Source organism: Epilithonimonas xixisoli, assembly GCF_004365655.1.
Classification (GTDB): Bacteria; Bacteroidota; Bacteroidia; order Flavobacteriales; family Weeksellaceae; genus Epilithonimonas; species Epilithonimonas xixisoli.
The window spans coordinates 169542-193641 of sequence record NZ_SOEO01000002.1; the positions used below are offsets into that span (position 1 = coordinate 169542).

Consider the following 24100-nt stretch of genomic DNA (forward strand, 5'->3'; position numbering starts at 1 on the left):
ATTATTTTGCTATTGCAATCACAAAGGTTACTAATCCTATCACTACCCCCATAATCTGTAAAAACAAAGCTCGATTTGGATTCGTGGTATTGGCCGCAATCTGCTTGTTGCGATCGGGCTCTACATACAGGATGTCATTCTGTTGTAAATAATAATAGGGCGAATTGACAATAGCTGCCTCAGAAAGGTCTAAAGAATAGGTAATGTCTTTTCCAGACTCTTCCGAATAACGAATTAACTTAACGCGTGTTCTATCCGCAGAATCTCTCATATCTCCTGCCAATGCCAATGCCTGTAAAATATTTAGTTTTTCGGTAGGGCTGCTTTTTTGCCCAGGACTGCCAACATCTCCTAATACGCTAATGTTAAAATTGATGTGTCTAATTGTAACAACCGGGTCTGTAAGGTATTGTTTCAAACGGTCATCCAGCTCTGCTTTGAGTTGCTGTTTTGTCATCCCTTTGCAGTAGATATTACCCAAAACAGGGAATACCATATAGCCTTCAGAAGTAATCTGATATTCATTATTTCCCAATCTCATTCCGCCACCTCTTCCTTCTTCACCAGTCTGTTGCATCGTAGTCTTGTTAAAAGGTTTAACAGCTAAATCATCTAATGCAGTCACTACAACCTCCAAAACGTCACCTTCCTGAATGCGAAGCCCTTCATAACGTGCCTGCGACACTTCCTGCTCAAAGTTGTGGTTGCTCATATAAATCATATTCTGCTTTGGCTTGCAAGACCAAACTAAGAACATGATAAGCAAAAAAAATAATGGTTTTTTCATTGGAATCCTGCAAAGATATTGATAATCTATTACAGTTTATTAATAAATATTAGTAGTTAGACTCTCCTATGTAATAGTTGATCCCGATGCCTAACATTCTATTGTAAGTGTTATACTTGGTGTAATCTGGGTAGACTTTTGAAAGCCCTCTGTCAAATCTTATAAATACATTCCATTTTTCATCTATTTTCACACCCGCTACCAGAGAAACGCCATAACCAAATTTTGCTATCTTATTATCCAAACCTATACTACTAAGGGACTTCGCCCCCATAGCAATGGCTGTTGGATTATTCGTATAGCCTCTAGCGTTGGCATATTCTATCGCCTCCTTTTCATCTACTTTATTAGAAGCAAGAAATTCCAATTTCGGACCCACCATCACATAAATATCTGATTTATATCCATGATTTTTAAAAAAATATTTGATATAAAGCGGCATCGCAATGTAATAATTGTTGTACTTCTGTACCGCTACATCTGCATTATTCCACGCCTGCCCTCTCTCGCCTTCCATACTAAACTCTAATTGCGGACTAAAATACAACCACGCCGAGTCGTAAATATCATTCTCTACTAAAGAAAAATCTGCAAACGCTCCAATACCTCCCCCAAAATTTCCTTTGGATCTGTCATGGATATTCACCGTTGAGCCTTTATGAAAATTAGCAGTAACCCCATACTTAAAGGACTGAGCGCTTGTAAACCCTAATGCAAAGAGAGACAATATGATTGATAGTTTTTTCATCGAATTTTTAGTTAATCAAATTTGGGACGAAATTAAGAATTTTTTATTAATTTTAAGAAAATATTTTAATGCCCTCATTAATTTGCTATATTAATTTAAGTTAATGTTAGAATCTAATCTTTATTCATAAGGTCTAAAACTACATCGTATTCGAATCCGCGCGACAGTAAATATTTGATTGTCTTGCTTTTTTTCTGATATTCTTTCAAGCCTTTCTGTTTGGAAAAATAATCTTCGTAGATTTTTCTGATCGTTTTTTCGTAATCCTCGTCATCAATCTCATCCATCGATTTAGAAATCAGTTTTTCTGTCACGCCTTTCTGCTTGAGGTTTATTTTGATTTTGGTCTTGCCCCAATGTTTGATGTAAAATTTGCCCCGGATGTAACTCCTCGTAAAACGCTCTTCGTTCAGATAGTTTTCCTTCATCAAATAGAGAAAAATCTCATCCTTGGCTTCCGGAATCAATAAGAAGTCTCGCATCTTCTGCTCGACCTCCGCGTGGCAACGATCTTGGTACACGCAATAGTTGACCAGCTTTTGTTTGATTTCGTCAAATGTATAAGATTTCTTCTCCATTTTGATTCCAACAAAAAAGAATGAACGAAACTGTCCATTCTTTTATTGTGGTATTTATATTTTAATTAATAGTTGAAAAGCTCTTTTCCTTCCATCAATTGATTGACTTTCTTTTTAACCGCCTCCAACGCATTATCATTCTTGATATCATCTACCACTTCAGAAATCAATCCCGCAATGGTTTCCATATCATTTTCTTTAAGTCCTCTTGTCGTAATAGCTGCTGTTCCCAATCTGATTCCAGAAGTTGTAAAAGGTGATTTATCATCAAACGGTACCATATTTTTGTTACAAGTAATGTCCGCTTTTACCAAAGCTTTTTCGGTTTCTTTTCCGTTTACGTTTTTGTTTCGTAAATCGATTAGCATCAGATGATTGTCCGTTCCGCCACTTACGATTTCGAAACCTAAACCTACCATTGCTTTTGAAAGTGCCTGTGCGTTTGCTTTCACTTGTTTTGCATAGGTTTCGAATTTGGAATCAATCGCTTCTGCAAAGGCTACTGCTTTTGCCCCAATCACGTGTTCCAAAGGACCACCTTGGATTCCTGGGAATACTGCGCTATCAAGTACTGCGCTCATCAATTTGGTTTCGCCTTTCGGTGTTTTGTGTCCGTAGGTATTTTCGAAATCTTTGCCCATCATAATCATTCCTCCTCTTGGACCTCTCAGGGTTTTGTGAGTCGTCGTCGTCACTACATGGCAATGTTCGAATGGATTATTTAAAAGCCCTTTTGCCACCAAACCTGCAGGATGTGCAATATCAGCCCAAAGTGTTGCACCGATTTCATCTGCCACTTCACGGAATTTGGCATAATCCAAATCTCTGGAATAAGCAGAGAATCCAGCAATCAACATCTTAGGTCTTTCTCTCAAAGCCATTTCTCTCATTTGGTCATAATCAATCAAACCCGTTTCTCTTTGAACCCCATAAGAGCAAACTTCGTACTGAATTCCTGAGAAATTAACCGCAGAACCGTGTGTCAAATGCCCGCCCATAGAAAGATCCATTCCCATCACTTTGTCGCCTGGTTTCAAGATTGAAAGATAAATTGCTGCGTTGGCCTGAGAACCAGAATGTGGCTGAACGTTCACATAATCTACGCCGAAAAGCTCTTTAGCTCTGTCGATTGCTAACTGTTCTACCTCATCTACCACTTCGCAACCGCCATAATAACGTCTGCCCGGATAGCCTTCTGCATATTTGTTGGTGAGCACGCTTCCCATTGCTTTCATCACATTTTCGGAAACAAAATTTTCCGAAGCAATCAATTCAATTCCGTGGGTTTGTCTTTGTCTTTCTTTCTCAATAAGGTCGAAAATTGGGTCCTGCATTTTTTAGATTTATTTTTCCCAAAAGTAAGAAATTTTCGAGATATTTTTATAACTTTAAGTCTGAATTAAAATCATTCTTTTGAATACGCAACCGGATTCTATTCATTTTAAAATGACTTGTAACAAGTTAGAAATGCCCAAAAGCTGATGGTTTTAAAAAAGTTATTTGATACTCCAGATATTATTAACTAAGTTTACATCCCATTAATAAAAAAAGTTATGAAATCTAAAAAACAATATAAAAAAGAACTCCTGAAATCTCTGAAACATATGGAAGCTGCCGAAAGTACAGCTCTAAAAGTGATGACCAATCTTATGCTTCTGAAAGAATTGAAAGAAAATAATATCAGTTTCAAAAAAGGTGATGTTTTTTCTTTTGAAGACACAATTTTTGATTACAGCGATGACAAAAACGTCCGTATCCTTGCAAAACTTCGCAAGCAAACAATGAAGGCGATGAACAAATTGGTTGAGAATAATAATTTCAAGGATAAAGAGCTGAAGTTTTTGGCTTAATTTTTATTGTCTTCGAGAGCCTCAGACTGACACTTTTCAAAATAAAATTCCCTTCAGATTGAAGGGAATTTTTGTTTTCTTGAATATCTTTTAGAATAAAGTCGGTTGGCCATCTGCCATTACAGGAATGTGAATATCAGTCTTCCAATCTTCATTCATTTTTTGAATTAAATGTGATGATAATAACGGCGATGCTTTTTCGATATTTTGATGAACAAAGAAATAAAGATTTTGTAAACCTTCTTTTTTCCATTTGGTCAATCTTTCCAGCCAATCTTCCAATCTTTCATAATCGCTGTCGGCATTGGCACCAACGTAGCGGATGAAAGCATTCGGTGTTGTCAATCGCATATGAAGCATATCTCGTCGTCCGGCTGTATCAACGATGATATTTGTAATTTGATTCATTTCAAACAATTCGCAAACCGTATTGAAAACTTCTTCGTCTGTGAACCATTCCGTATTTCTGAGTTCGATTGCTAACGGAACTTCTTTTGGCCAATCCTGAACGAATTTTTCCAAACGCTCATAATCTTTTGGTTTAAAGTTATCGTGAAGCTGAAGAAAAACCATTCCTAACTTTTCATCAAAATTCAAAACTGCCGAAGCGAATTGTGTAACCACATCTGTAATATTAAGCAATCTTCGAAAGTGGGAAACCGTATTAGTAATCTTCGGGAAGAATTTGAAATCTTTCGGTGTTTTCTCTTTCCACGTCTGAACTTGTTCTGCAGTTGGCATTCCGTAGAAAGTCGCATTCAACTCAATTGAATTGAATTGTGTGGAATAATACGTCAGCTCATCTTTAGTTCCTTTCGGATAAAAACCTTTGAGATCGGTTTTGTTCCATTTTGCACAACCGATGGAGATATTTTCCAAACCTTTTTTATTCTGCTCGAGAATGAATTTGGTTTGAGAATGATCTTTTGGTAATGTAAAATCTATCTGCGAAGGATCTGGGACTTGTCCGAATTTCATTGGAATTTGATTTAAAGTTCGAGGTTTAAAGTTAACAAAAAAACCACAGAAAATTCTGTGGTTTTAAAATCATTTTTTATAGCACTCATTAAATGCATTTTCAATTTTATTCTTAATTTCTAAAGGTATTTCTTCATCAATCTTAAATAATCCAATTCCTGTTGCTGTATGAGTAGTAACTATATAATCTAAAATTTTCCTATTCTCGAAGAAAACTTTAAAATCCTCTTGAATCATTAATAATTTATCATCAAAGCAACTTCTCCTCTCTTTTATAATTTCAAAACTATTATCCATTATAAGATATTAAGCTTCACAAGCAGAGCAAGTCACAAAGTTCACCATCATCTCCTTGGAAACTGATGAACTTCTTTGGTAATACAAGGTTTTAACACCTTTCTTCCAAGCTTCAATCATTACGTAGTTCACGTCTTTTACTGGCATTGTAGATGGAATCTGCAAGTTAAGCGACTGCGCTTGGTCAATATATTGTTGCCTTTGCGCCGCCTGAGAAACAATCTCCATTGGAGAGATCTCTCTAAACGTTTTGAATACCGCTTTTTCCTCATCAGACAATCCTTCAAGATGCTGTACAGAACCGTGGTTTAGCATAATCGTTCTCCAAGTTTCTTCGTTATCAAGACCTTTTTCGTCTAACAATTTCGCCAAATATTTGTTCTTACGCATAAAGTTTCCTTTTGCCAAACCAGCTTTGTAATAGTTGGAAGCAAATGGCTCTATTCCAGGAGAAGTTTGTCCAAGGATTGCAGAACTTGAAGTTGTTGGTGCAATAGCCATCAACGTCGTGTTTCTCAATCCGTAACCTTTCAACATATCTGGCTCTCCATAGATGTTTGCCAATTCTTTGGAAGCAATCTCAGATTGTTCTTTGATGTGACGGAACGCTCTCGCATTGAACTGAGTCGCCTCGAAACTTTCGAACGGAATCATATTTTTCTGCAAATAAGAATGGTATCCAAGAACACCCAAACCTAAAGCTCTGTGACGCATTGCAAAATTTCTAGCTGAAGTCAGGTAATAATTTCCTTCAGTTTTCTCAATGAATTCTGATAAAACTGCGTCTAAGAAATAGATTGCCAATTTCACAGCGTTTGTATCTTTCCACTCGTCGTATAATTCCAAATTCATAGAAGACAGACAGCAAATGAAAGATTCGTTAGCCGTAGAAGGCAACATAATCTCGGAACAAAGGTTACTTGCATTGACCATCAATCCTGCATCTTTATAAACTTGAGGCTTATTTCTGTTCACATTATCTGTGAAGAAAATATAAGGCAAACCTTTTTGTTGACGGCTTTCCAAAACTCTCGCCCAGATTTTACGTTTGTCCGCATCACCATCAATCATATCCTGCATCCAATAATCTGGAACGCAAACACCTGTAAACAAGTTCTGGATTGGACTTCCAATATCTTTGATACTCAAGAATTCCTCAATATCACCGTGGTCGATGTCAAGATACGCAGCAAACGCACCTCTTCTCACGCCACCTTGCGACACAACATCCATCGCCGTGTCATATAATTTCATAAAAGATACTGCTCCGGAAGATTTTCCGTTGTCTGTCACTGCAGTTCCTCTGTTTCTTAATTCACCAAAATAACCAGACGTTCCACCACCGATTTTCGTCTGCATAATGACCTCTCCCAACTTGTGCGTGATGCCTTCGATATTATCCGGAACGTGGACGTTGAAACAAGAGATCGGCAAACCACGCTGCGTTCCCATATTCGCCCAAACAGGAGAAGAGAAACTAATCCAGCCTTTCACAATCATTTCTTTGAAAGCCGGTTGCAATTCCGGTTTGTAAAGACGTTTTGCCGCTGCCGTTGTGATACGGTCGATTGCGCCATCTACAGTTTCACCTTTCAAAAGGTAGCCTCTGTTCAACATTTGTTCAGACTCTTCGTTGAGCCACCAGATATCTATATTTTCGTCCATCATAACTTTTATATTTTAGGGAATTAGCAACTTATTAATTTTATTTTGGGCGCCTTTATCCGTCTTCCGTTCCCGCTTTTTTCTGACATTCCGAACGACGTGAATCTTTCCATTTGAACATTTCCACATCGCAATGCCAGAAAAAGAGCTCCACTCAAGCCGGGGCGCGCTTCGCCATTTTTGACGATTTCACATAAAAAAGAAAACTCCAAGATTTATCAACTATTTCTTAAAATTTTCTTTTTTACACCTTTCTCCGTTTGAAACTTTGAAAGGATTTGTTTATAAATTCAAGCTCATTATGTCGGTGCTTCGCACCTTAAATCTGCTGTGTCTGAATTTTCTACCAATATGTCACGACTTCGTCGCTTTCAAATTCCATATCCAAAACTTGCAGTCAAAAAACTTCCATCTTCCGACATCCAAGCTTCCAGCAGAAATCTAAAACAAATCGTTCGCCGTAATACTCTTATCGTGTTTCGTATAATCTACCGGACGCTTTGCGAAGAAATCATCCATAGAGTTGGCGAAAACTTCTTCTTCGAACCAGATCATCGGTTTGTAATCTTCACCAGAAATGTTATATCTCGTTTTCATCCCGATTTTCTTCAAAGAGTCATCTACTCTGTATTTCATAAAATCGAGAAGGTTCTTTTTGGAAATCTTGTTCAGTTCTCCTAATTCGAAAATCCAATCCAAGATGTTAGATTCCATCTCGATGGATTCATCTACCAAATCGTAAATGGATTCTATATCAGCATTCGTCAAAAGGTCTGGTTGCTCTTCGCGGATTTTATTAATCAAATAAATTCCTCCATTCGCGTGGATTTGCTCATCTACAGAAGTCCAAGCGATGATGTTGGACACATTTTTCATATAGCCTTGGAATCTCGTGAACGACAAAATAATCGCAAACTGACTGAACAAAGACACATTTTCTATCAAAATACTGAATAGCAACAATGAAGAAACGTAAGCTTTCGGATCTTGAGAATTCGCATTTTTCAACATTTTCCCAAGATATTCGATTCTGTCTTTTACGGCTGGAACATTTACCACATCCAAAAACTCATCATTATAACCTAGAACTTCCAACAATCTGGAGTAAGCCTCGGAATGGCGAAACTCGCACTCAGCGAATGTTGCTCCCAACCCATTCAATTCTGGTTTTGGAAGGTGGTCGTAAAGATTTCCCCAAAAGGTTTTCACGTTCACTTCGATCTGAGCAATTGCCAGCAAGGCATTTTTAACTGCATTTTTCTCGTGTGGTTCTAATTGAGAATGAAAATCCTGAACATCTGCCGTAAAATCTACCTCGGAGTGAACCCAGTAAGACTTGTTGATGGCCTCTATAAATTGTAATACTTCTGGATATTCAAAAGGTTTGTAGTTTATTCTTTTCTCAAAAATTCCCATTAGCATTCAGTTTTATCAATTAATATTTTTGTTTTGTGAAGTGAGAAGCGCTGTAAGTTGTTCGTTTATAAGTAGGAAACAAAATCGTTTTTAGCTTCTGACGTGAGATACAAAAGTAGAAATAGATGTGTGAAAATAAAAGGGCAAAGCGCGGAAAAAAGTCAAAAAACTGACAATCATCTGTAAAAGTTTTCCACATTATGTTAAAAGGTGGATGGATAGGGATTTCTTTGGATTTTGTAATTCTTAAAGGCGATTATTTCGTTTAAATTAAATTAAACATTAATCAAATTTACGCTTTAGAACCTAATCAAAACAACTAAACAAAACAATCAAATCTTACAAATCCAATATTAACAAATCGAAAAAAGGTTAAAAATATTAACCTTCTGTCACTTTCTTGGAGAAATTATGGGTCTTGATATATTCTTCGAATGCCATTTTGAGTTGAGATTCTATCGCGGCTCTGTTGAAATTCTTCCTGTAGTTCTTAGAAAGCCCGTGCGCCTCATCTGCAAAAGCGAGAAAGATGTCGAAGTCGTACTCATCCAAGCCATATTTTGCATAATCTAGCGTGATAACAGATTTTACGCGTTTGTAGAACTCCTGCTTCTCCGCATAGTTTGCGGTGGTTTTAGGCGAACTCACCGATTTTTTCGCCAATCCAGCAAGCGCTCCCACGAGTCCGCCACCGCCAGATCCGATGGAAAATAAACTGAGCTGACCTTCTCCCGGATTTTTTGGTGCAAAAGCTGACGGGATTTTCGCCGTTGGCGCCACCTCGTTCATTGGTGTTCTCATATAATTGTTCATCGCCATATTGAGTGCGGTGACTTTTGCAGGCGGATTGAGCTTTGGAACGTCTTTTTTGAGATTTCCAGTTGGATTGAAACCGATAGCTACTTCTTCAATTTCTAAGGGGATGACCGTGAGTTTTACATCCAGACTTTTGGAAAAGCTCTCGGGTGTGAGCACGACTGTTTGTCTCTCGTAGCCTTCTTTCACAATCCGCAATTCGTCTGACGTCTTTGCGAGAATGGCGAAGTTTCCCATCTTGTCCGCCAGCACTACCTGATCTGTGCGCAAGTTGTAAATCCGGGTCGTGGGCAACTTGTCGCCGTCCTGATTGGCCACGTTGCCGAGAATATAATCTGACTGCGCCAAGATCTTAACTGAACTAAAGAATATGAGGAGGAAGAGTAATTTTATTTTCACGGTTTTAAAGTTTTGCACAAAATTAATTCTAATTTGAGTTGCTATGCTGAATCTGATTTGTATGAATCAGTAGTTTAACCGACTTTAAGGAGTTTTGTGATTTTTTTAGAAATTGAGGTTTTGGATTTTGTTAAAATTATTGGCTATGGTTAAGGATTTTAAACGCAAAGAGCACTAAGATTTTTTGTCATTATTGAAAATATTTTTGAGGTCCGCAAAGGCGCTTCGCTTAGCAGAGTTTGGAGTCTCTTGTAGATTTGGCTGGTTGTGCGGATTTTTTTTGTTTTGATGAGAAGGTTGTGAAGGAAATTTGGTGGTTGTTTATTTTGTTTAAATTTCTGAACCTTCATTTTTTTGAGTGAAGCTCAAAATGTTGGGAATGGTGGATTTTTGCGAAGCTGCGTAAGGGATGGTAGTGGAAATCCTTTTTGTCTTTTTGAAATCGTCTTTCGTAAATTTAGTGTGGGAAGACAAAAAGATTGTAGCGGACAGCCCGACCCGAGCGGTGGGAAAAGCTTGGCGAGGGATACGCCCAGATATTTATGAATGATAAGTGATGATTGATAAATGATTTTGTTTGACTGCTTTTTTTGTATAAATTTGTTGTCTTATTTTACAATTGGGGTTGACTGGTTTCGACAGCAAGGTCAATGGGTAAGTAAGCATGCAGAGAACCGTAGCGCGATCTCTTAAATCCCTTGCTACAAAATTTTAACTGGCAACGAAGAGTTCGCTCTTGCAGCTTAATCCGAAGTTTAGTAGGTTTCAAGCGCTTTCCCGAAGATAGTAAGGAAGCAAGATGTCTCACAAACGCTCTGTTCTGCGGCGTTTGATTCTGGGGCATAGCAATGCAGAAATAAGGTTTTGGGCACTTCGACCAAGATTCGAAAATTTTAGAAGATAAGGTTTAGGTTGGGTGTTTGCTCTCTGCCTGGGCTCGAAAATCAATAGCGAAATAAGCATGTAGAAATCTTATGTATTGCTTGTTTGGACGAGGGTTCGAATCCCTCCAACTCCACTTTACAGAACAAAAACCACTGATTGTCAGTGGTTTTTGTTTTTTTTTAGTTGAATACTATTTATTTCGTTCAATAAATAATTTCAAATTCATCATCAAAAAATGTACTTCTTTTACTTTTATCAGATTCAAGATAACAATTATATTCAAAGCTCTTTTGCATATCACTATGTAAAGAACTTATTATAAAAATACTTCCTGCCGAATAGCCTTGCACATAATCTGTTAATCGAATTCTTGTTCCAAATTTTAATACTTCTTTTTTCATTTTGATTTTTTTATAATTAATCAAACAAAAGTAATACAGCATACACAGAAACAAGTTTTTGCTTAAATTTTGAGAATTTACTTCTTCGAAGAATTATTCTTAATAATCATATAAGACAATCCCAATCCGATTCCTGCTAACAAAGCTAATTTGGTTTTTCTACTCGGGACTGGCAAACTGGTTTCGCCGTAGATTCTGTGGGGTTTTGGAGATGGCCACATAATGTTTCCTGGGGTTGGGTCTGCATTTTTGATTTTCATCATAGTGCGCATAGCTGCGGACGCAGTATTCATAATCGTTTTTGGAAAAAGTCCGTAAAGGTTTTTTATGATGAGTGATTGAACATCTGGGAAAAGTCCTTTTCGTGGATTCTTCGCTAGCTCAACTATTTTAGAAGCTGTGTCTCTTGGATCCGCCGCGAAAGGTGGTACTTTGAAATCCAATCCTGAGAATTTTGCAGAATGTGCATTTCCTGTCGAGCGTTGAATTTGAGGAAAGAGATTACAAATATGAATGTTCGCAAAATCCGAAATTTCGCCTTGCAAACCTTCCATCATTCCACGGATTCCAAATTTTGTAGAGGAATAAACGGCACTGTACGGCGCGGGCATAAACCCACCAATTGAAACATTATTAATCAAGATTCCTTCTTCCTGTTTTTTGAAAATCGGTAGAACGCTGTAGGCGCCGTGCATATAACCGAAAAGATTAGTTTTAATAACCTGCTCGTTGATTGCCATTGGGATTTCTTCAAATTTTCCGCTGGACATCACACCAGCATTATTCACCCAAATATCGATTCGCCCATTGAATTGCAAAGCTTCTTCAGCTAGTTTTTGAACATCTTCTGCAACAGAAACGTCGGTCGGAACACCTAACGCGATCGCACCCAAATCACGACACAAGCTGACTGTTTCATCCAAAGCTTCCTGTCCTCTGGACGCAATAACAACGTTGCAACCTTCCAAAGCAAATGCCTCAGCCGTCGCTCTTCCTACACCACTGCTTCCGCCTGTGATGACGACTGTTTTTCCTGCTAAACTTCTTGTTAAATTATGATTAGAATTCATAGTAGTATATTTTGAATTAAAAAAATTTTAGAAATAATTTTTATAACTCCTTAGCAATCAATTCTAATACCACAATAATTTTTCTGCAGTTGTAAAAATTCAATTTCCAGTTTTTGAAATTACGGCACAAAATATGTTTAGCATTAATTCAAATAAACAAAAAAATAAAAGTTATGAGAAATCTATTATGGCTAGTAGCAGTGATTTGCATCATCGTTTGGCTGCTAGGAATGTTGGGCATCGTTCCCGGAATGAGTACAGGATATTTGGTTCACGTTTTATTGGTAATCGCAATTATCGTGGTTTTATTCAATATTATTTCAGGACGTAAGCCTTTGGATTAAATTTACCAAATGACACTTGCAACATTTTGCAAACGAAAATCTAACCCACAAATTTGTGGGTTTTTTCGTGACCAAAATCATTGATGTATCGAAAAAAATAATGCTTTATATTTGTAGTAATTTTTAGTATTGAAAGTATTTATCACATTTTTCGTCATCTTTTCCCTTGCATTGCGTCCGCTGATGCCATTGATGAATTATGCGGTAAATTACAAGTTCATTTCAAAAAATCTCTGCGAAAACAAAAAGAAACCAGAATTGCTTTGCAACGGTAAATGTTATTTGAAAAAGGAAATCGCAAAGTCTTCTACAGACCAATCTAAGAATGATTCCCGAATCAACATTTCCGCTTTAGCAGATACTTTTATCATTAATGAAACATTCACTTTTTCATCTAATGATTTTATTCTAATTGAAAACTTAAAAATCAATTCTGATTTTTCAACTTCTTATAATTTCTCCCTATTCTCACAAATTTTCCATCCGCCGTTGGTTTGATTTAATAGTCTAATTCTCTTCTACAAGAGCAATTTTTTAAATTATTAAAATTAAAATCAACATCAATGAAAATATTCGTTTTAGCGATACTCCTTTCCGTATCTGCATTTTCCTGCGCTCAGGAAACGCCAAAGGTAAAACACGTTTCGAAAATGAAACCAGCGACCGACCTCAAAAATGTCAAAGTCGTCAACACCGAAGACCCTATCTGTAAAATGAAAACTGCAGATTATCTGAAAGATACCGCCGACTACAAAGGAAAAAAGTACGGTTTTTGCAGTGACCATTGCAAAGCGGAATTCAAAAAGAATCCTGAGAAATATGCCCAAAATGCGAAATAAGAAAGCAAAGCAAAACCCGAAGAGCAAAATCATCATTCCGATTGTTGTTTTAGCTTTGATTTTTGTAACAATTGGCGCTGGAATGAGCTATTTTAAAAAAAGTCTTTTTACTGTGATGAAAGTTCCTGATTTTGAACTGACAAATCAAAACAATCAGAAAATCAGCAACAAAGATATGCTTGGCAAAGTCTATCTGGTAGAGTTTTTCTTCAGCAAATGTCCAACGATTTGTCCCGTGATGAATTCCAATATGAAACACATCGAAGAAAACATCAATGACAAAAATTTCGGAATCATATCAATCAGCATCGACCCAACGAATGACACGCCGGAAGTTTTGAAAAACCACGCTAAAAAACTGGGAACTAAATCTGAAAACTGGCATTTTCTTTCCGGCGACAGAGATTACATCGGAAAATTGGCAGAGCAATTTGATATTTTTGTTGGCGATAAAGAAGATGAAGCGGAAAGCCTGAACCACAGCGGAATGATTGCTCTGGTTGACCAAGAAGGAAATCTCCGTTCCAGATTTGATGAAAACAACAGCCCGATTTTATACTACTCTGGCTTGAATTATGAAGACCCAGAAGGTAAAACAACTTCGCTCGTCGGCAAATATCATCCCGACCGTGAAAAGTTGATAGAAGACATTAGAAAATTATTAAAACAATAAAGAGCGATTCTCTTATGGCTATTAGCTTTTTTGCATTTAAAAAATTAAATATTAATCTAAATCCAATATTATGAAAATCAAGAAATTATTTCTCGCAAGTGCGCTTTCTGTAGCCACTTTCGCGACGGCACAATTCAAACAAACGCCTTTACCTTACGCTTACAACGCTTTGGAAGGTTCTATTGATGCGGAGACGATGGAAATTCATTACTCCAAACACGCCGCAGCTTACGTTTCCAATTTGAACAAAGCCATCGCCGGAACACCTTTGGAAAAAGAAAGCATCACCAAAATCCTTTCGCACATTTCCAAAGAAACGCCAGCCGTGAGAAACAACGCCGGTGGACATTACAACCACGAATTGTTCTGGACCGTTTTGACGCCTGAGAAAAACACGCAACCATCCGCAAAACTGACGAAAGCCATTAACGAATCTTTCGGAAGTTTGGACGCTTTGAAAGAGAAATTAAGCAAAGCTGGCGCAGACCGTTTCGGTTCTGGTTGGGCTTGGTTGGTCGTGACGGCTGACAAAAAATTGGCAGTCACTTCCAGCGGAAATCAAGACAATCCATTGATGGACATTGCCGAAATCAAAGGAACGCCAATCTTGGGCATCGATGTTTGGGAACACGCGTATTACCTTAAATATCAGAACAAAAGAGCCGATTATTTGACCGCATTCTGGAACGTGACCAACTGGAAAGAAGTGAGCAAACGTTACGAAGAAGCTACAAAATAATCCCTCCTTGAAATTAATTTGCAACATATTCCTCATCCTTTATTTGGTGTGCAAACCCGCATTTCCACTGGCGGAATATGTTGTAAATTATAATCAAATTCAGGTTCTCTGCATCAACAAGGCGCGACCCGAACTCAATTGCAACGGAAAATGCTACCTCGGAAAAGAACTGGCAAAATCCACCGAATCCGATTCATCGCCACTTTCCAAAGGCAAAAACCAAGTCCAAAAAGTATTGGATTTTTACATTCCGACTGAGATTTTCAAAGCCTCAATCGAGCACAATTTCTCCCTCCCAAACCTGACTTTCACGTACAAAACAGGTTATACATTCCTCTTTCTGAGACACATTTTCAGACCTCCAATTTTTTAGTTGAACATATTAATTTGGGCGATTCCCTCTCCAACGCTAAGGCCTTAGCTCGGGTCGGGCTGTCCGCTACTATCTTTTTTCATTGCCTTCGACTACGCTCAGGCAACGAAAAAAGGATATCCGCTACCATCCCTATCGCGGGATACAGTATAAAATCAACGTTTCAACTAAAAAATCATTATTGTCCAATAATATTAAAATACAATTATCAGGTCGCTCTTCCAGAGCTTTAATTCTATGATATCTATTTGCTATTAACAGTTCGCTTCTAACGAAGCTTTGTAAAGTCCCATCAGGACATACTGTTAATAGAAAAAAGAAGTCCCAAAAACAAAGCTCCATAGGAGCGAACTGTTAATTTATCTTATAAAGATTGAGTTCTTCAATTTGTTTATATTTTTTATCGGACAACCATTAAAAAAATAAAAATCATATGAAAATTTATAAATTTTTATCATTATTACTTATTGCTTTTACCTTAATAACAATCTCATCTTGTTCAAATAACGACGACGATGAAGTACAAAACACAGAACCAGGAAATCTCCAAATCAAATTCGAAAACGGATTCAACAACCTCGGAAACATCGTTTTAAATCAAACGATACAAACATCTTCCAGCGGGCAAAAGCACCAATTTTCCACTTTGAAATATGTCATCAGCAACATTTCCCTCATCGATGAAAACGGCACCGAGTTCAAATACAATTACAACAATCCAGACAAAGGCGCCTTCATCATCAACCAAGCCGATGCAAAAGGCGGAATAGTCTATGCCAATCTCACAGAAATCCCAAAAGGAAATTACAAGAAAATCAAACTCGGATTGGGAATCAGCCCAACAGCTTATTTGATTGGACAAGACGGACAAGGGATTTTCTGGGACAAAGCCAAGCAGGAAGGAATGGCTTGGTCTTGGTCAGCCGGCTATATTTTTGCCAGAATCGAAGGGAAATATGGAACTTCATCTGCCGACACAGAATTTATGAATCACACCGGAAATATGGGCGATACAACTGTCAACGGAACTGCAGACTTGTACAGAGAAGTGGTTTTGGATTTGCCAACAACGGCGAGAGTCAGCAAAGAAATCACACCTTCGATTCATATTCTGGCAGATTTCAATCAATATTTGAGTGGACAAACCGCTTTGACATTAACCCAAGCGAACCAAATGGCGATGGGAAGCAGTCCGCATCTGGTGAGTGTGAGCAACAACTTAATCCAAATGTTCAAAGTTGACCACGTTCATAATGATTAATCCATTTCAACAATTCCAGAGAGGACGATTGCGTTCTCTTTGGATTTTCCTTGTTTTAGTTGCAGGAATTTTAACGTCCTGCTCCAACGAAATAGAAGGCGAAGTTTTCGAGGAAGACAAAGCTTACAATCTGGAAATCCCAACTTATTTTCCGGCTTTGGCTTTTGATTTAGATAAAAATCCGGTGACTGTCAATGGCGTTGCGTTGGGGAAAAAATTATTTTATGAAGGAAAATTGTCCCGAAATAATACAATTTCCTGTGGATTTTGCCACATTCAGGAATATGCTTTCACACACCACGGCCATCCTGTAAGTCACGGCATCGACGACAAATTGGGAATACGAAATGCGCCGGCGATTCAAAATATGGCTTGGCTGAAAAATTACACTTGGGACGGCGTGAGTCATAATTTGGATGAGCGTTCGCTGGTTCCAATCACCACAGATTTTGAAATGGACAGCTCGATTCCGGAAGTGATTTCGAAGTTAAGTGCGGATGCGAATTATAAAAAAATGTTCAAATCGGCTTTTGGCGATGACCAAATTAATGGCGAAAGAATTCTGAAAGCTTTATCCCAATTTATGGTCACGATGGTTTCTGCGGAGTCCAAATACGACCAAGTCAAAAATGGAACAGCGAATTTCACAATTGAAGAATCTCAGGGAAAAACTTTATTCGAAAACAAATGTTCGAGTTGCCATTCAGGAGAATTATTCACGGATGAAAGTTATCGAAATACTGGAATGTACTACAATTCGCAGTACGATGACCGCGGACGATATCGCGTGACTTTGGACTGGAGTGACAATATGAAATTCCGTGTTCCGAGTTTGAGAAATGTAGAATTGACCGCGCCTTATATGCACGACGGAAGATTTTATTCTTTGGAAGCCGTTCTGAATTTCTATTCCGACAATGTGGAAAATCAGCCAAACCTTGACCCGATTTTAAAACAAAACGGACACATCGGAATCTCAATGACAAACTTGGAAAAACAATACATCATCGCTTTTCTGAAAACCTTGACCGACCAAAATTTCATCAAAAACAAAAAATTTGCAGAATAATGAAGAAGCTTATTTTAATTATATTTTTAATCCTTAATATTTCAATTTCGGCGAATGAGAAAGACAGTCTCTATATTCCGAAGTATGAAACACAGAATCTTTTGAAATCTCAGGAATTCTTTTGTGACGCTTGTGGTTGCGGTGCGGGAAATGGTTCTTCCGGTTTTGAATCTTTATTAAATCCACAATTCATCGGCATCAAATATTTTTCACAACATTACAAAGCGAAGGAAAATCTCTTTACAAATGAGTTGACGCAAGACCAATATTTCAACACGATTCAGATTTGGGGAAAGATTCCGATTACGGAAAAGCTGAGTGTTTATGGAAGTTTGCCATTTCAGTTTCACGAGAAAAAGACTTTGCAAGGCGACATCAGAATCAATGGAATCGGCGATGCGAGTTTGATGGGAATTTATCAAATCCTTAATTCTAAAAATACATTTCATCAATTGAATGGTGGTTTCGGAGTAAAAATTCCGATTGGTAAATTTGATGAAAGAGGAATTTCGGGCGTGAATCCAAGTTTTCAATTGGGAACGGGAAGTTGGGATTATCAGCTGGCTCTTAATTATAAATTTCAGAAAAATCTTTTCGCATTGCTCATTAATACAGATTACACTTTAAAAACTGAAAATAAAAAACATTATCAATTTGGTAATCAATGGAATTATGCGATGACTGGATTTCAGCGGATTTGGCGAAATGAAAACAGTATTATTTCCGGAAAATTGGGATTGCAAGGCGAAGTTTACGATTGGAACAAACAGTTTGGCGAAGTGATGCCGAGAACCGCTGGAAGTGCGCTTTACGGAAAAATCGGTTTCGAAGCTTCTTATAAAAAATGGAGCATCGGAAGTGAAGTGATGTTGCCGGCTTATACGAATCTTGCCAGTGGCGATATTGAGGCTAAATCGAGGTTTGGGTTGTTTGTGAATTTTGGAATTTAATTAAATTAAACAAAAAAAATACGCTCGCAGATTGAGCAGATTTTGAGATAATATTTAAGACCAGTCATCCTTCATAAATTATGATAGGCTAAGTTTGGCTCAGATTGGAAATTAATTTTATCTTCACGTTCTTAAAAAAATTCATAAAAATGAGTGTTCACATTAGTGCTAAAAAAGGAGAAATTGCCAAAACGGTTTTGATGCCGGGCGATCCCTTGAGAGCAAAATACATTGCAGATAATTATCTGACTGATTCTAAATTGGTAAGCAAAACGAGAAATATTTTCTTCTACACGGGTTTTTACAAAGGCAAAGAAATTACGGTTGGTGCCAGCGGAATGGGATTTCCAAGTATCGGGATCTATTCTTTTGAATTGTTCACGGAATACGAAGTTGATACGATCATTAGAATCGGGACTTGCGGTGCTTACACAACAGATTTGAAATTGTTTGACATTCTGAATGTAGAAAACGCGGCGAGCGAAAGTACTTACGCAAAATTTGCTTGGGGAATTGAAGAAGACGCGATTTCTAACCAAGGATCAGCTTTTGAGAAAATCAATGAAACAGCGAAAGAACTTAATCTAACTGTTAAAGCGACCAACATCCATTCCAGCGATATTTTTTACAGAAAAGATCCAGCTGTTCCGGAAATCGCAGTTAAACATGATTGTCCTGCGGTAGAAATGGAAGCTTTTGCTTTGTTTGCCAATGCGAAACATCTAAGAAAAAATGCGGCAACTATTTTGACCGTTTCCGACATCATCCCAACGCACGAACAGATTTCGGCAGACGAAAGAGAGATGGCTTTGAGAAAAATGATGGAATTATCTTTGGAAACTGCCATTAAGTTTTAATCAAATTTCTATAAATTTTTAAAAAATACTTCTGATTTTTCAGAGGTATTTTTTTTGGTCAAGGTTTATTTAGGATTTGATTTTTAATGAATTACAATTAAATAAATTAAAAAAAAATAAAATTACATCGAGCTTCATCCAGTTAAAAGAATTCTCATTAAAATTACCATTACCACAATTATAAAAGAAAATTAATCATAATTAGTCAAACATATTTAAAATTAATTATTATTTAGATTAAAATAATTATTTACGAATTATTAGAAATAAAATTTACAATAAACTCCAAAACTTAAATTTTTGTTAATAATTATAACATTTTTATTATTTTAGCATTCGTCAAACAAAAAGAATAAATGCGAAAATTTTATCTGTTATTATTAATTTTTATTTTAATATTCACAAATACTTTAGTCAAATCACAAAATATAAATAATTATCATCAAGTCTTGGCAAGTACAAATATTTTTGAAATTTCAAATTATCTTAAAAATTTACAGCAAGATGATCCTCAAAAGAAAGCAGTTTTAAACCGACTGAAACAACTAAAAAATGGAAGTTGGAAATCTGAACCACGATTGCTCATATCTGATATTTTAAATGCCGAAAAAAAATCTGTGGAGATCCCCATAGATCCTGAAAAAGAAGAGTTCCACATCCTAATGAAAGAATCTGCTGAACTGCAACTTAAGAGAACGGTAATGCTTCTAAACAACATTTTCAACACTGGCAAAGAAGAGTCAGAAACGGTTTTATTTGTTAGAAATGATTCTTCCTGCGATATTATTCTAAGACTTCAAGGTAAAACGCAATATAATTTACCCGTGCCTTCGAAAGGAGAAAATTTCATTAATATCAATAAAGATTCTTACATCATCAAAGGTAAAATCTGCAATTCGGAATATCTGAAAAGAAAAGATCTTACTCAAAATCAAATGATTACACTAAAACACAGCCAAATTAATTAAAAACTCAAGCCGGAAACATTCATCTGCAATTGCGCTTTGGTGTCTATCACAATCGTGATATATTTTTCTGAAAGTAGAAATTGCGTTGGTTTCAAATCGATAACGTTTCCTTGGAGTTTGATGCCTTTCACATATTCTTTGTTGAAGTTTTCCATCATACTTTTTTTAGAAGCATTCTCGATATCGAGAAGCGGAATTCCATAATCTTTTTCTATCATTCTCCGGATTTTCCCTTCAAATAGAACGGTTAGAGCTTTTTGGAAAAAGTTTTTCGTTTTAAGATTAAAATCCGTGACATTCAATTTTATCTTATGCTCTTCTGCGTTGTAAAAAGGTTTCCCTTTGATGAAAGCCGTTCCATTCACTTCGCCACTTGTTTGCGCTTCTATCACGATATTTTCTTTTTCTTGATAAACTTTAATATCCGTAATTTTCACTTTTTTATCCTCGCTACTCATCGCAAATTCTTTGTTAAGGAATTGCTGTTTTGCGATTCTTGTGGCTTCATCGAAACTAATATTTGCAGTCGTTTGAAGATTGAAAATGTTTGGAAGATTTGGGTTTAGTGTAAAATTCGGGATCGTGTTCACATCTCTTGCCGCCAACGGAACTTGCCCAACATAAGTTTCAGAATAAAGGTCAATTCCAATAGTCGTTTTAATCTTATCCTGAAAAACCTGAAGCGGTGACATAAAGGTGTTTTGAGGCGAAATTTTTAGCCAAGTGTTATACTCTTCAGAAACATTGATTGGTTTTGAAAATTGATTCCAAGCCATCACCAGATAAGGCTGAAGATTGAATTGAGATTTGATTTGCTGATCGATAATTGTAGTGAATTTCGCTTGCTGTTCCTTCAAAGTACTTTCAATCAAAGGCGCAATTGGGATTTTGATTTTTCCGTAATCAAGAACTGGTTTCTGAGTCCAGACAAATCCTGCGGTTGTGGTTTTGGTATTCAGTTTCCAATTGTTCGATGCAGAGATTTCGGTGATGAAATTCATTATCAAATTGAAATTCGTGTCTTTGTAAACATAAACTCCAAATGTTCCGTAACCTTTATCCGCCCAGATTTTCAATGGAACAGAAATCATCAATCGATTTTCTGTCAAAGCTTTTATGGTGATGTTTCCTTGCTTCTCGACTTTCACTTTGAATTGATCATTGTTATTGTCTGTATAAGATTGATCTTCGTACAAAACACCTTTCACGGATTGATTAATCAAACTATTGATTTCCGAAATAGGAAGCGAAACTGGCAATGTGATATTAGATTTAATCTTTGGCAAAGTGTAAACAGGCTCTGCTGCTTGAGAAAAAGCGATCAAACTAATCAGTAGAAAATATATTGAAGTAATTTTTCGAATTGGATTCATAAATGTTTTTGATGAAATTTAAAACGCAAAATTAATGGTTTTATTAATGAGATAGAAAATCTCATCAATAAATCTGATACACTTGTTATAAGTCTCAATCATTTGCGCCCTATTTTTTTTTACAAATAAAATTACTTTTTCTTACTATATGTATGTTTATTATCTCCATCATAACAAACCCATTCGTGAGCAATTACAGTATCTTTCTTATGGATATAAAACACTAAATCCCCCCTCTTCTTCACAATGGTATCTCCTTCTTCAATCTCTTTTTTATATAAACTCCACCATCTACTATCATTATGGCAAATTTCTCTTTCTTGTGTATTTGGATTGTAGCCCTTAGCTTTGAATAAATATGGATATTGTGATGGAGGTATCTCTACTACTAAGTTGCACTGTTCTTTGTATGCCGCCTCAGTATCTCTCTTACAATCAATACAAGAATTAAAACAGATAAATATAGTCGCAAGTATTATTATATTTTTCATAGTAATAAATTTATCTAATTGTCCTATCCACTTAAAACCTTCCGCCAAAGCGATTAAGATATCTGCTAAAAAATAGGATATCCGTTAGAATAAACTAGGCTTCCTTAAGAATGAAAAAGTCACCTTTTTTTATCCAAACTAAATCCGCTTAATCTTCGATAAATTAGAAACAAGGTGACAATAGAATATTTTTAAATCTTCGTCAAAATAATCGCAACACCACCACTTCTCGCTAAGTCAACTGACAAAATAGTTTTGCTATTCACTTCTTTTTCTTCGATGATGACTGGATAAGGATTCGTTTCATAATCTGCACCTTTCCCGTCTCGGAAGATTTTCGCTTTGTATTTTTTATTTGCGTCCAAAAACTTCAAATCTAATTTTACAGTTCTTGCATCTTTGTTGGTGATGCTTCCTAGGAACCAATTATCCGTCGCTTTGTCTCTTCTGGCAATCGTCACAAATTCACCGATCTTCGCATCTGGAACTACCGTTTTACTCCAATCTGTCGGGCAAGATGTGATGAATTCGAAAGCTGGATTGTTCTCATAATTCTCGATCATATCAGATGCCATTTGAAGTGGACTATAAATTACAACCGACAATGCCAACTGCTTTGCCAAGGTCGTGTGAACTTTGGTGTTTGGCAATACTGGATTTGTGAAATTGAAAGTTCCCGGCGTGAAGTCGATTGGACCAGCCAAACCTCTCGTAAAAGGAATGATCGTAGTATGTTCAGGCGGATTGCCACCATCTTTGGACCACGCGTCCCATTCCTGACCTCTTACGCCTTCCTGCGTCATCAGATTAGGAAGTGTTCTCTGCAAACCTGTTGGCATTACGGGTTCGTGGTTATCGATTATTATTTTGTGCTTCGCCGCTTCTTCGATGACTTTTCTATAATGACGAACGCCATATTGGCTGCTGTGTGGCTGCTTGCCATCCAATTTTCCACCAACGTAACCGGTCTTCACCACATCGACTCCATATTTTTTATAATAAGCAAAAGCATCGCTCATTTGGTTTTCGTAGTTGACTGTGTTTCCTGCTGTCTCGTGGTGACCTATCAACTTTACATTTTTCGACTTCGCGTAATCTGTGATCTTCTTGATGTCAAAATCCGGATATGGTTCTGTAAATTTGAAATCTTTCCAATCTTCCCAACCTTTGTTCCAACCTTCTACCAAAACACCGGAAAACTTATGTTTTGCAGCGAAGTCAATATATCTTAGAACATTCTCGGTTTTTGCGCCGTGTTTCGGTCCGGCTTTCCAAGTGTATTTTTCCATATGGATTGCCCACCAGATGCCAATATATCTTCCAGGTTTGATCCACGAAACATCACCAAGTTTGTTTGGTTCGTTCAGATTCAGCATCAATCTTGAGAGCATCAAGTCACCTGCAGAATTGGCAATAATCATTGTTCTCCAAGGTGTGTTGAAAGGAACTTTCGCAAATACTTTTTCACCAGTTGCCCAAGGTGTGAGATAACTTTTTAGTTTGGTTGAATTTCCAACTTTTGCAAGATTCATTGACGCGTAATCGGTTAGATTTGCTTGATGAACGGTTAGGAATAAACCTGACTTTGTTTCCATCGTCAAAGGTGTTGCAATGGTGTCAAGCTTTGAAATCGGATTGGACTTAAACAAACCTTCATAGAATTCTGTATTGTAAGGAATCGACCAGGTTTTATGATCCTCAGGAAAGTTAAATTCCGTGAGTTCATCCATTATAACAAATTCATTCAGATTCTTTTGTTTAGGAAACTCATATCGGAAACCGAAGCCATCATCATAAACTTTAAAATTGATGATGAATTCTCTGGATAGCTTCGAATTGTCCTTGATCAAGACCTTCATCTCATTGTAATGATTTTGTACCTCGATCTCTTCGCCCCAAGGCTGCTTCCAGGTTTCATCACACTTAGAATGAGAAATATTCTTCACAGAAAGATTGTCCTTAAGCGAACCATCTTTCAAATCAAAACCAAGAAATGATGGTTTTAAAATTGATTTTCCTTCTTTGGAAACTTTGTAATAGATTTTGGAATTCTCTAATCCTACTTCTAGGACAATTTTTCCGTCGGGTGACTTCACAATACTATTTTTAAGTTTCTGTGCACTAATCATTGCCGAAAATCCGAACAATAAAACAACGACAGAAAAAATCCTCAGCAGATTTCTGTGAATTACTTTCATTAATAATAAATTTAAAAGGTTTATATATCTACAAAAGTACATTTTTGAAATTGGTTAAAACAAAAAACCATCTCA

Annotated in this window: 26 protein-coding genes and 1 other RNA gene; 13 read left to right on the forward strand and 14 right to left on the reverse strand. The window is 36.9% G+C overall.

Annotation, left to right across the window (positions count from 1 at the left end; all coding sequences use genetic code 11):
* Position 1: 1 nt before the first annotated feature.
* The 4 genes from B0I22_RS07975 to glyA form a co-directional block, all read right to left on the reverse strand.
* Complete coding sequence (locus tag B0I22_RS07975; RefSeq protein ID WP_246022168.1) at positions 2-757, reverse strand: polysaccharide biosynthesis/export family protein; 756 nt, start codon at positions 755-757, stop codon at positions 2-4.
* 79 nt (positions 758-836) lie between these two features.
* Positions 837-1535, reverse strand: coding sequence for an outer membrane beta-barrel protein (locus B0I22_RS07980; protein ID WP_133944149.1), 699 nt, complete (start codon positions 1533-1535; stop codon positions 837-839).
* A 113-nt stretch (positions 1536-1648) separates the two neighbouring features.
* Complete coding sequence (locus tag B0I22_RS07985) at positions 1649-2119, reverse strand: regulatory protein RecX (RefSeq protein ID WP_425459596.1); 471 nt, start codon at positions 2117-2119, stop codon at positions 1649-1651.
* Positions 2120-2178: 59 nt separating this feature from the next.
* On the reverse strand, positions 2179-3447 hold the full coding sequence (glyA, locus tag B0I22_RS07990; protein ID WP_133944151.1) for a serine hydroxymethyltransferase: 1269 nt from the start codon (positions 3445-3447) through the stop codon (positions 2179-2181).
* Positions 3448-3666: 219 nt separating this feature from the next.
* Here glyA and B0I22_RS07995 point away from each other — a divergent pair, with 219 nt between their 5' ends.
* On the forward strand, positions 3667-3963 hold the full coding sequence (locus B0I22_RS07995; RefSeq protein ID WP_133944152.1) for a hypothetical protein: 297 nt from the start codon (positions 3667-3669) through the stop codon (positions 3961-3963).
* A 90-nt stretch (positions 3964-4053) separates the two neighbouring features.
* Here the strand turns inward: B0I22_RS07995 and B0I22_RS08000 are convergent, their stop codons facing one another.
* The 5 genes from B0I22_RS08000 to B0I22_RS08020 form a co-directional block, all read right to left on the reverse strand.
* Positions 4054-4941, reverse strand: coding sequence for a DUF72 domain-containing protein (locus tag B0I22_RS08000; protein ID WP_133944153.1), 888 nt, complete (start codon positions 4939-4941; stop codon positions 4054-4056).
* A 69-nt stretch (positions 4942-5010) separates the two neighbouring features.
* Positions 5011-5238: a hypothetical protein gene (locus B0I22_RS08005; protein WP_133944154.1), complete on the reverse strand. Its 228-nt coding sequence runs from the start codon at positions 5236-5238 to the stop codon at positions 5011-5013.
* Between the two features lie 9 nt (positions 5239-5247).
* Positions 5248-6903, reverse strand: coding sequence for a ribonucleoside-diphosphate reductase subunit alpha (locus B0I22_RS08010; RefSeq protein ID WP_133945134.1), 1656 nt, complete (start codon positions 6901-6903; stop codon positions 5248-5250).
* A gap of 441 nt (positions 6904-7344) precedes the next feature.
* Positions 7345-8319: a ribonucleotide-diphosphate reductase subunit beta gene (locus tag B0I22_RS08015; RefSeq protein ID WP_133944155.1), complete on the reverse strand. Its 975-nt coding sequence runs from the start codon at positions 8317-8319 to the stop codon at positions 7345-7347.
* A gap of 381 nt (positions 8320-8700) precedes the next feature.
* Complete coding sequence (locus B0I22_RS08020) at positions 8701-9534, reverse strand: hypothetical protein (protein WP_166668204.1); 834 nt, start codon at positions 9532-9534, stop codon at positions 8701-8703.
* Positions 9535-10155: 621 nt separating this feature from the next.
* On the opposite strand from B0I22_RS08020, the gene ssrA reads away from it, so the two are divergent.
* Positions 10156-10555: a transfer-messenger RNA gene (gene ssrA, locus B0I22_RS08025) on the forward strand.
* Between the two features lie 67 nt (positions 10556-10622).
* Here the strand turns inward: ssrA and B0I22_RS08030 are convergent.
* Together B0I22_RS08030 and B0I22_RS08035 are read right to left on the reverse strand one after the other, a co-directional pair.
* Entirely contained in the window at positions 10623-10820 is a 198-nt protein-coding gene (locus B0I22_RS08030; RefSeq protein WP_133944157.1) for a hypothetical protein, read from the reverse strand.
* A 77-nt stretch (positions 10821-10897) separates the two neighbouring features.
* A complete protein-coding gene (locus B0I22_RS08035) occupies positions 10898-11890 on the reverse strand; it encodes an SDR family oxidoreductase (protein WP_133944158.1) in 993 nt (330 codons plus the stop codon).
* Between the two features lie 173 nt (positions 11891-12063).
* Here B0I22_RS08035 and B0I22_RS08040 point away from each other — a divergent pair, with 173 nt between their 5' ends.
* From B0I22_RS08040 to B0I22_RS08090, 11 genes are all read left to right on the forward strand, one after another.
* A complete protein-coding gene (locus B0I22_RS08040; RefSeq protein WP_133944159.1) occupies positions 12064-12234 on the forward strand; it encodes a lmo0937 family membrane protein in 171 nt (56 codons plus the stop codon).
* Between the two features lie 129 nt (positions 12235-12363).
* Positions 12364-12732 (forward strand): hypothetical protein, encoded by a 369-nt coding sequence (locus B0I22_RS08045; RefSeq protein WP_133944160.1) that lies wholly within the window; start codon positions 12364-12366, stop codon positions 12730-12732.
* A gap of 65 nt (positions 12733-12797) precedes the next feature.
* Positions 12798-13073 (forward strand): YHS domain-containing protein, encoded by a 276-nt coding sequence (locus B0I22_RS08050; protein WP_133944161.1) that lies wholly within the window; start codon positions 12798-12800, stop codon positions 13071-13073.
* Positions 13054-13746, forward strand: a complete 693-nt coding sequence (locus tag B0I22_RS08055; protein ID WP_133944162.1) for an SCO family protein — start codon at positions 13054-13056, stop codon at positions 13744-13746. The genes B0I22_RS08050 and B0I22_RS08055 overlap by 20 nt, the downstream gene beginning before the upstream one ends.
* 70 nt (positions 13747-13816) lie before the next feature.
* Complete coding sequence (locus B0I22_RS08060; RefSeq protein WP_133944163.1) at positions 13817-14485, forward strand: superoxide dismutase; 669 nt, start codon at positions 13817-13819, stop codon at positions 14483-14485.
* A 46-nt stretch (positions 14486-14531) separates the two neighbouring features.
* Positions 14532-14858 carry a hypothetical protein gene (locus tag B0I22_RS08065; RefSeq protein ID WP_246022170.1) on the forward strand — a complete coding sequence of 109 codons (327 nt, stop codon included), beginning with the start codon at positions 14532-14534 and terminating at the stop codon, positions 14856-14858.
* A 433-nt stretch (positions 14859-15291) separates the two neighbouring features.
* Complete coding sequence (locus B0I22_RS08070; protein ID WP_133944165.1) at positions 15292-16119, forward strand: MbnP family protein; 828 nt, start codon at positions 15292-15294, stop codon at positions 16117-16119.
* On the forward strand, positions 16112-17188 hold the full coding sequence (locus B0I22_RS08075) for a cytochrome-c peroxidase (RefSeq protein ID WP_133944166.1): 1077 nt from the start codon (positions 16112-16114) through the stop codon (positions 17186-17188). Before B0I22_RS08070 ends, B0I22_RS08075 begins: the two co-directional genes overlap by 8 nt.
* Entirely contained in the window at positions 17188-18138 is a 951-nt protein-coding gene (locus B0I22_RS08080; protein ID WP_133944167.1) for a transporter, read from the forward strand. Before B0I22_RS08075 ends, B0I22_RS08080 begins: the two co-directional genes overlap by 1 nt.
* 149 nt (positions 18139-18287) lie before the next feature.
* A complete protein-coding gene (gene deoD, locus B0I22_RS08085) occupies positions 18288-18995 on the forward strand; it encodes a purine-nucleoside phosphorylase (protein WP_133944168.1) in 708 nt (235 codons plus the stop codon).
* Between the two features lie 449 nt (positions 18996-19444).
* Complete coding sequence (locus B0I22_RS08090) at positions 19445-19963, forward strand: DUF6759 domain-containing protein (protein ID WP_166668205.1); 519 nt, start codon at positions 19445-19447, stop codon at positions 19961-19963.
* Here B0I22_RS08090 and B0I22_RS08095 read toward each other — a convergent pair.
* The 3 genes from B0I22_RS08095 to B0I22_RS08105 form a co-directional block, all read right to left on the reverse strand.
* Positions 19960-21336 (reverse strand): DUF4403 family protein, encoded by a 1377-nt coding sequence (locus B0I22_RS08095; protein WP_246022171.1) that lies wholly within the window; start codon positions 21334-21336, stop codon positions 19960-19962. The two genes, B0I22_RS08090 and B0I22_RS08095, sit on opposite strands and share 4 nt — an antisense overlap.
* Positions 21337-21467: 131 nt before the next feature.
* Entirely contained in the window at positions 21468-21827 is a 360-nt protein-coding gene (locus tag B0I22_RS08100) for a hypothetical protein (protein WP_133944170.1), read from the reverse strand.
* A gap of 191 nt (positions 21828-22018) precedes the next feature.
* The gene (locus B0I22_RS08105) at positions 22019-24025 is read right to left on the reverse strand and encodes a glycoside hydrolase family 97 protein (protein WP_185145342.1); all 2007 of its coding nucleotides are present in this window, start codon (positions 24023-24025) and stop codon (positions 22019-22021) included.
* Positions 24026-24100: the final 75 nt, after the last annotated feature.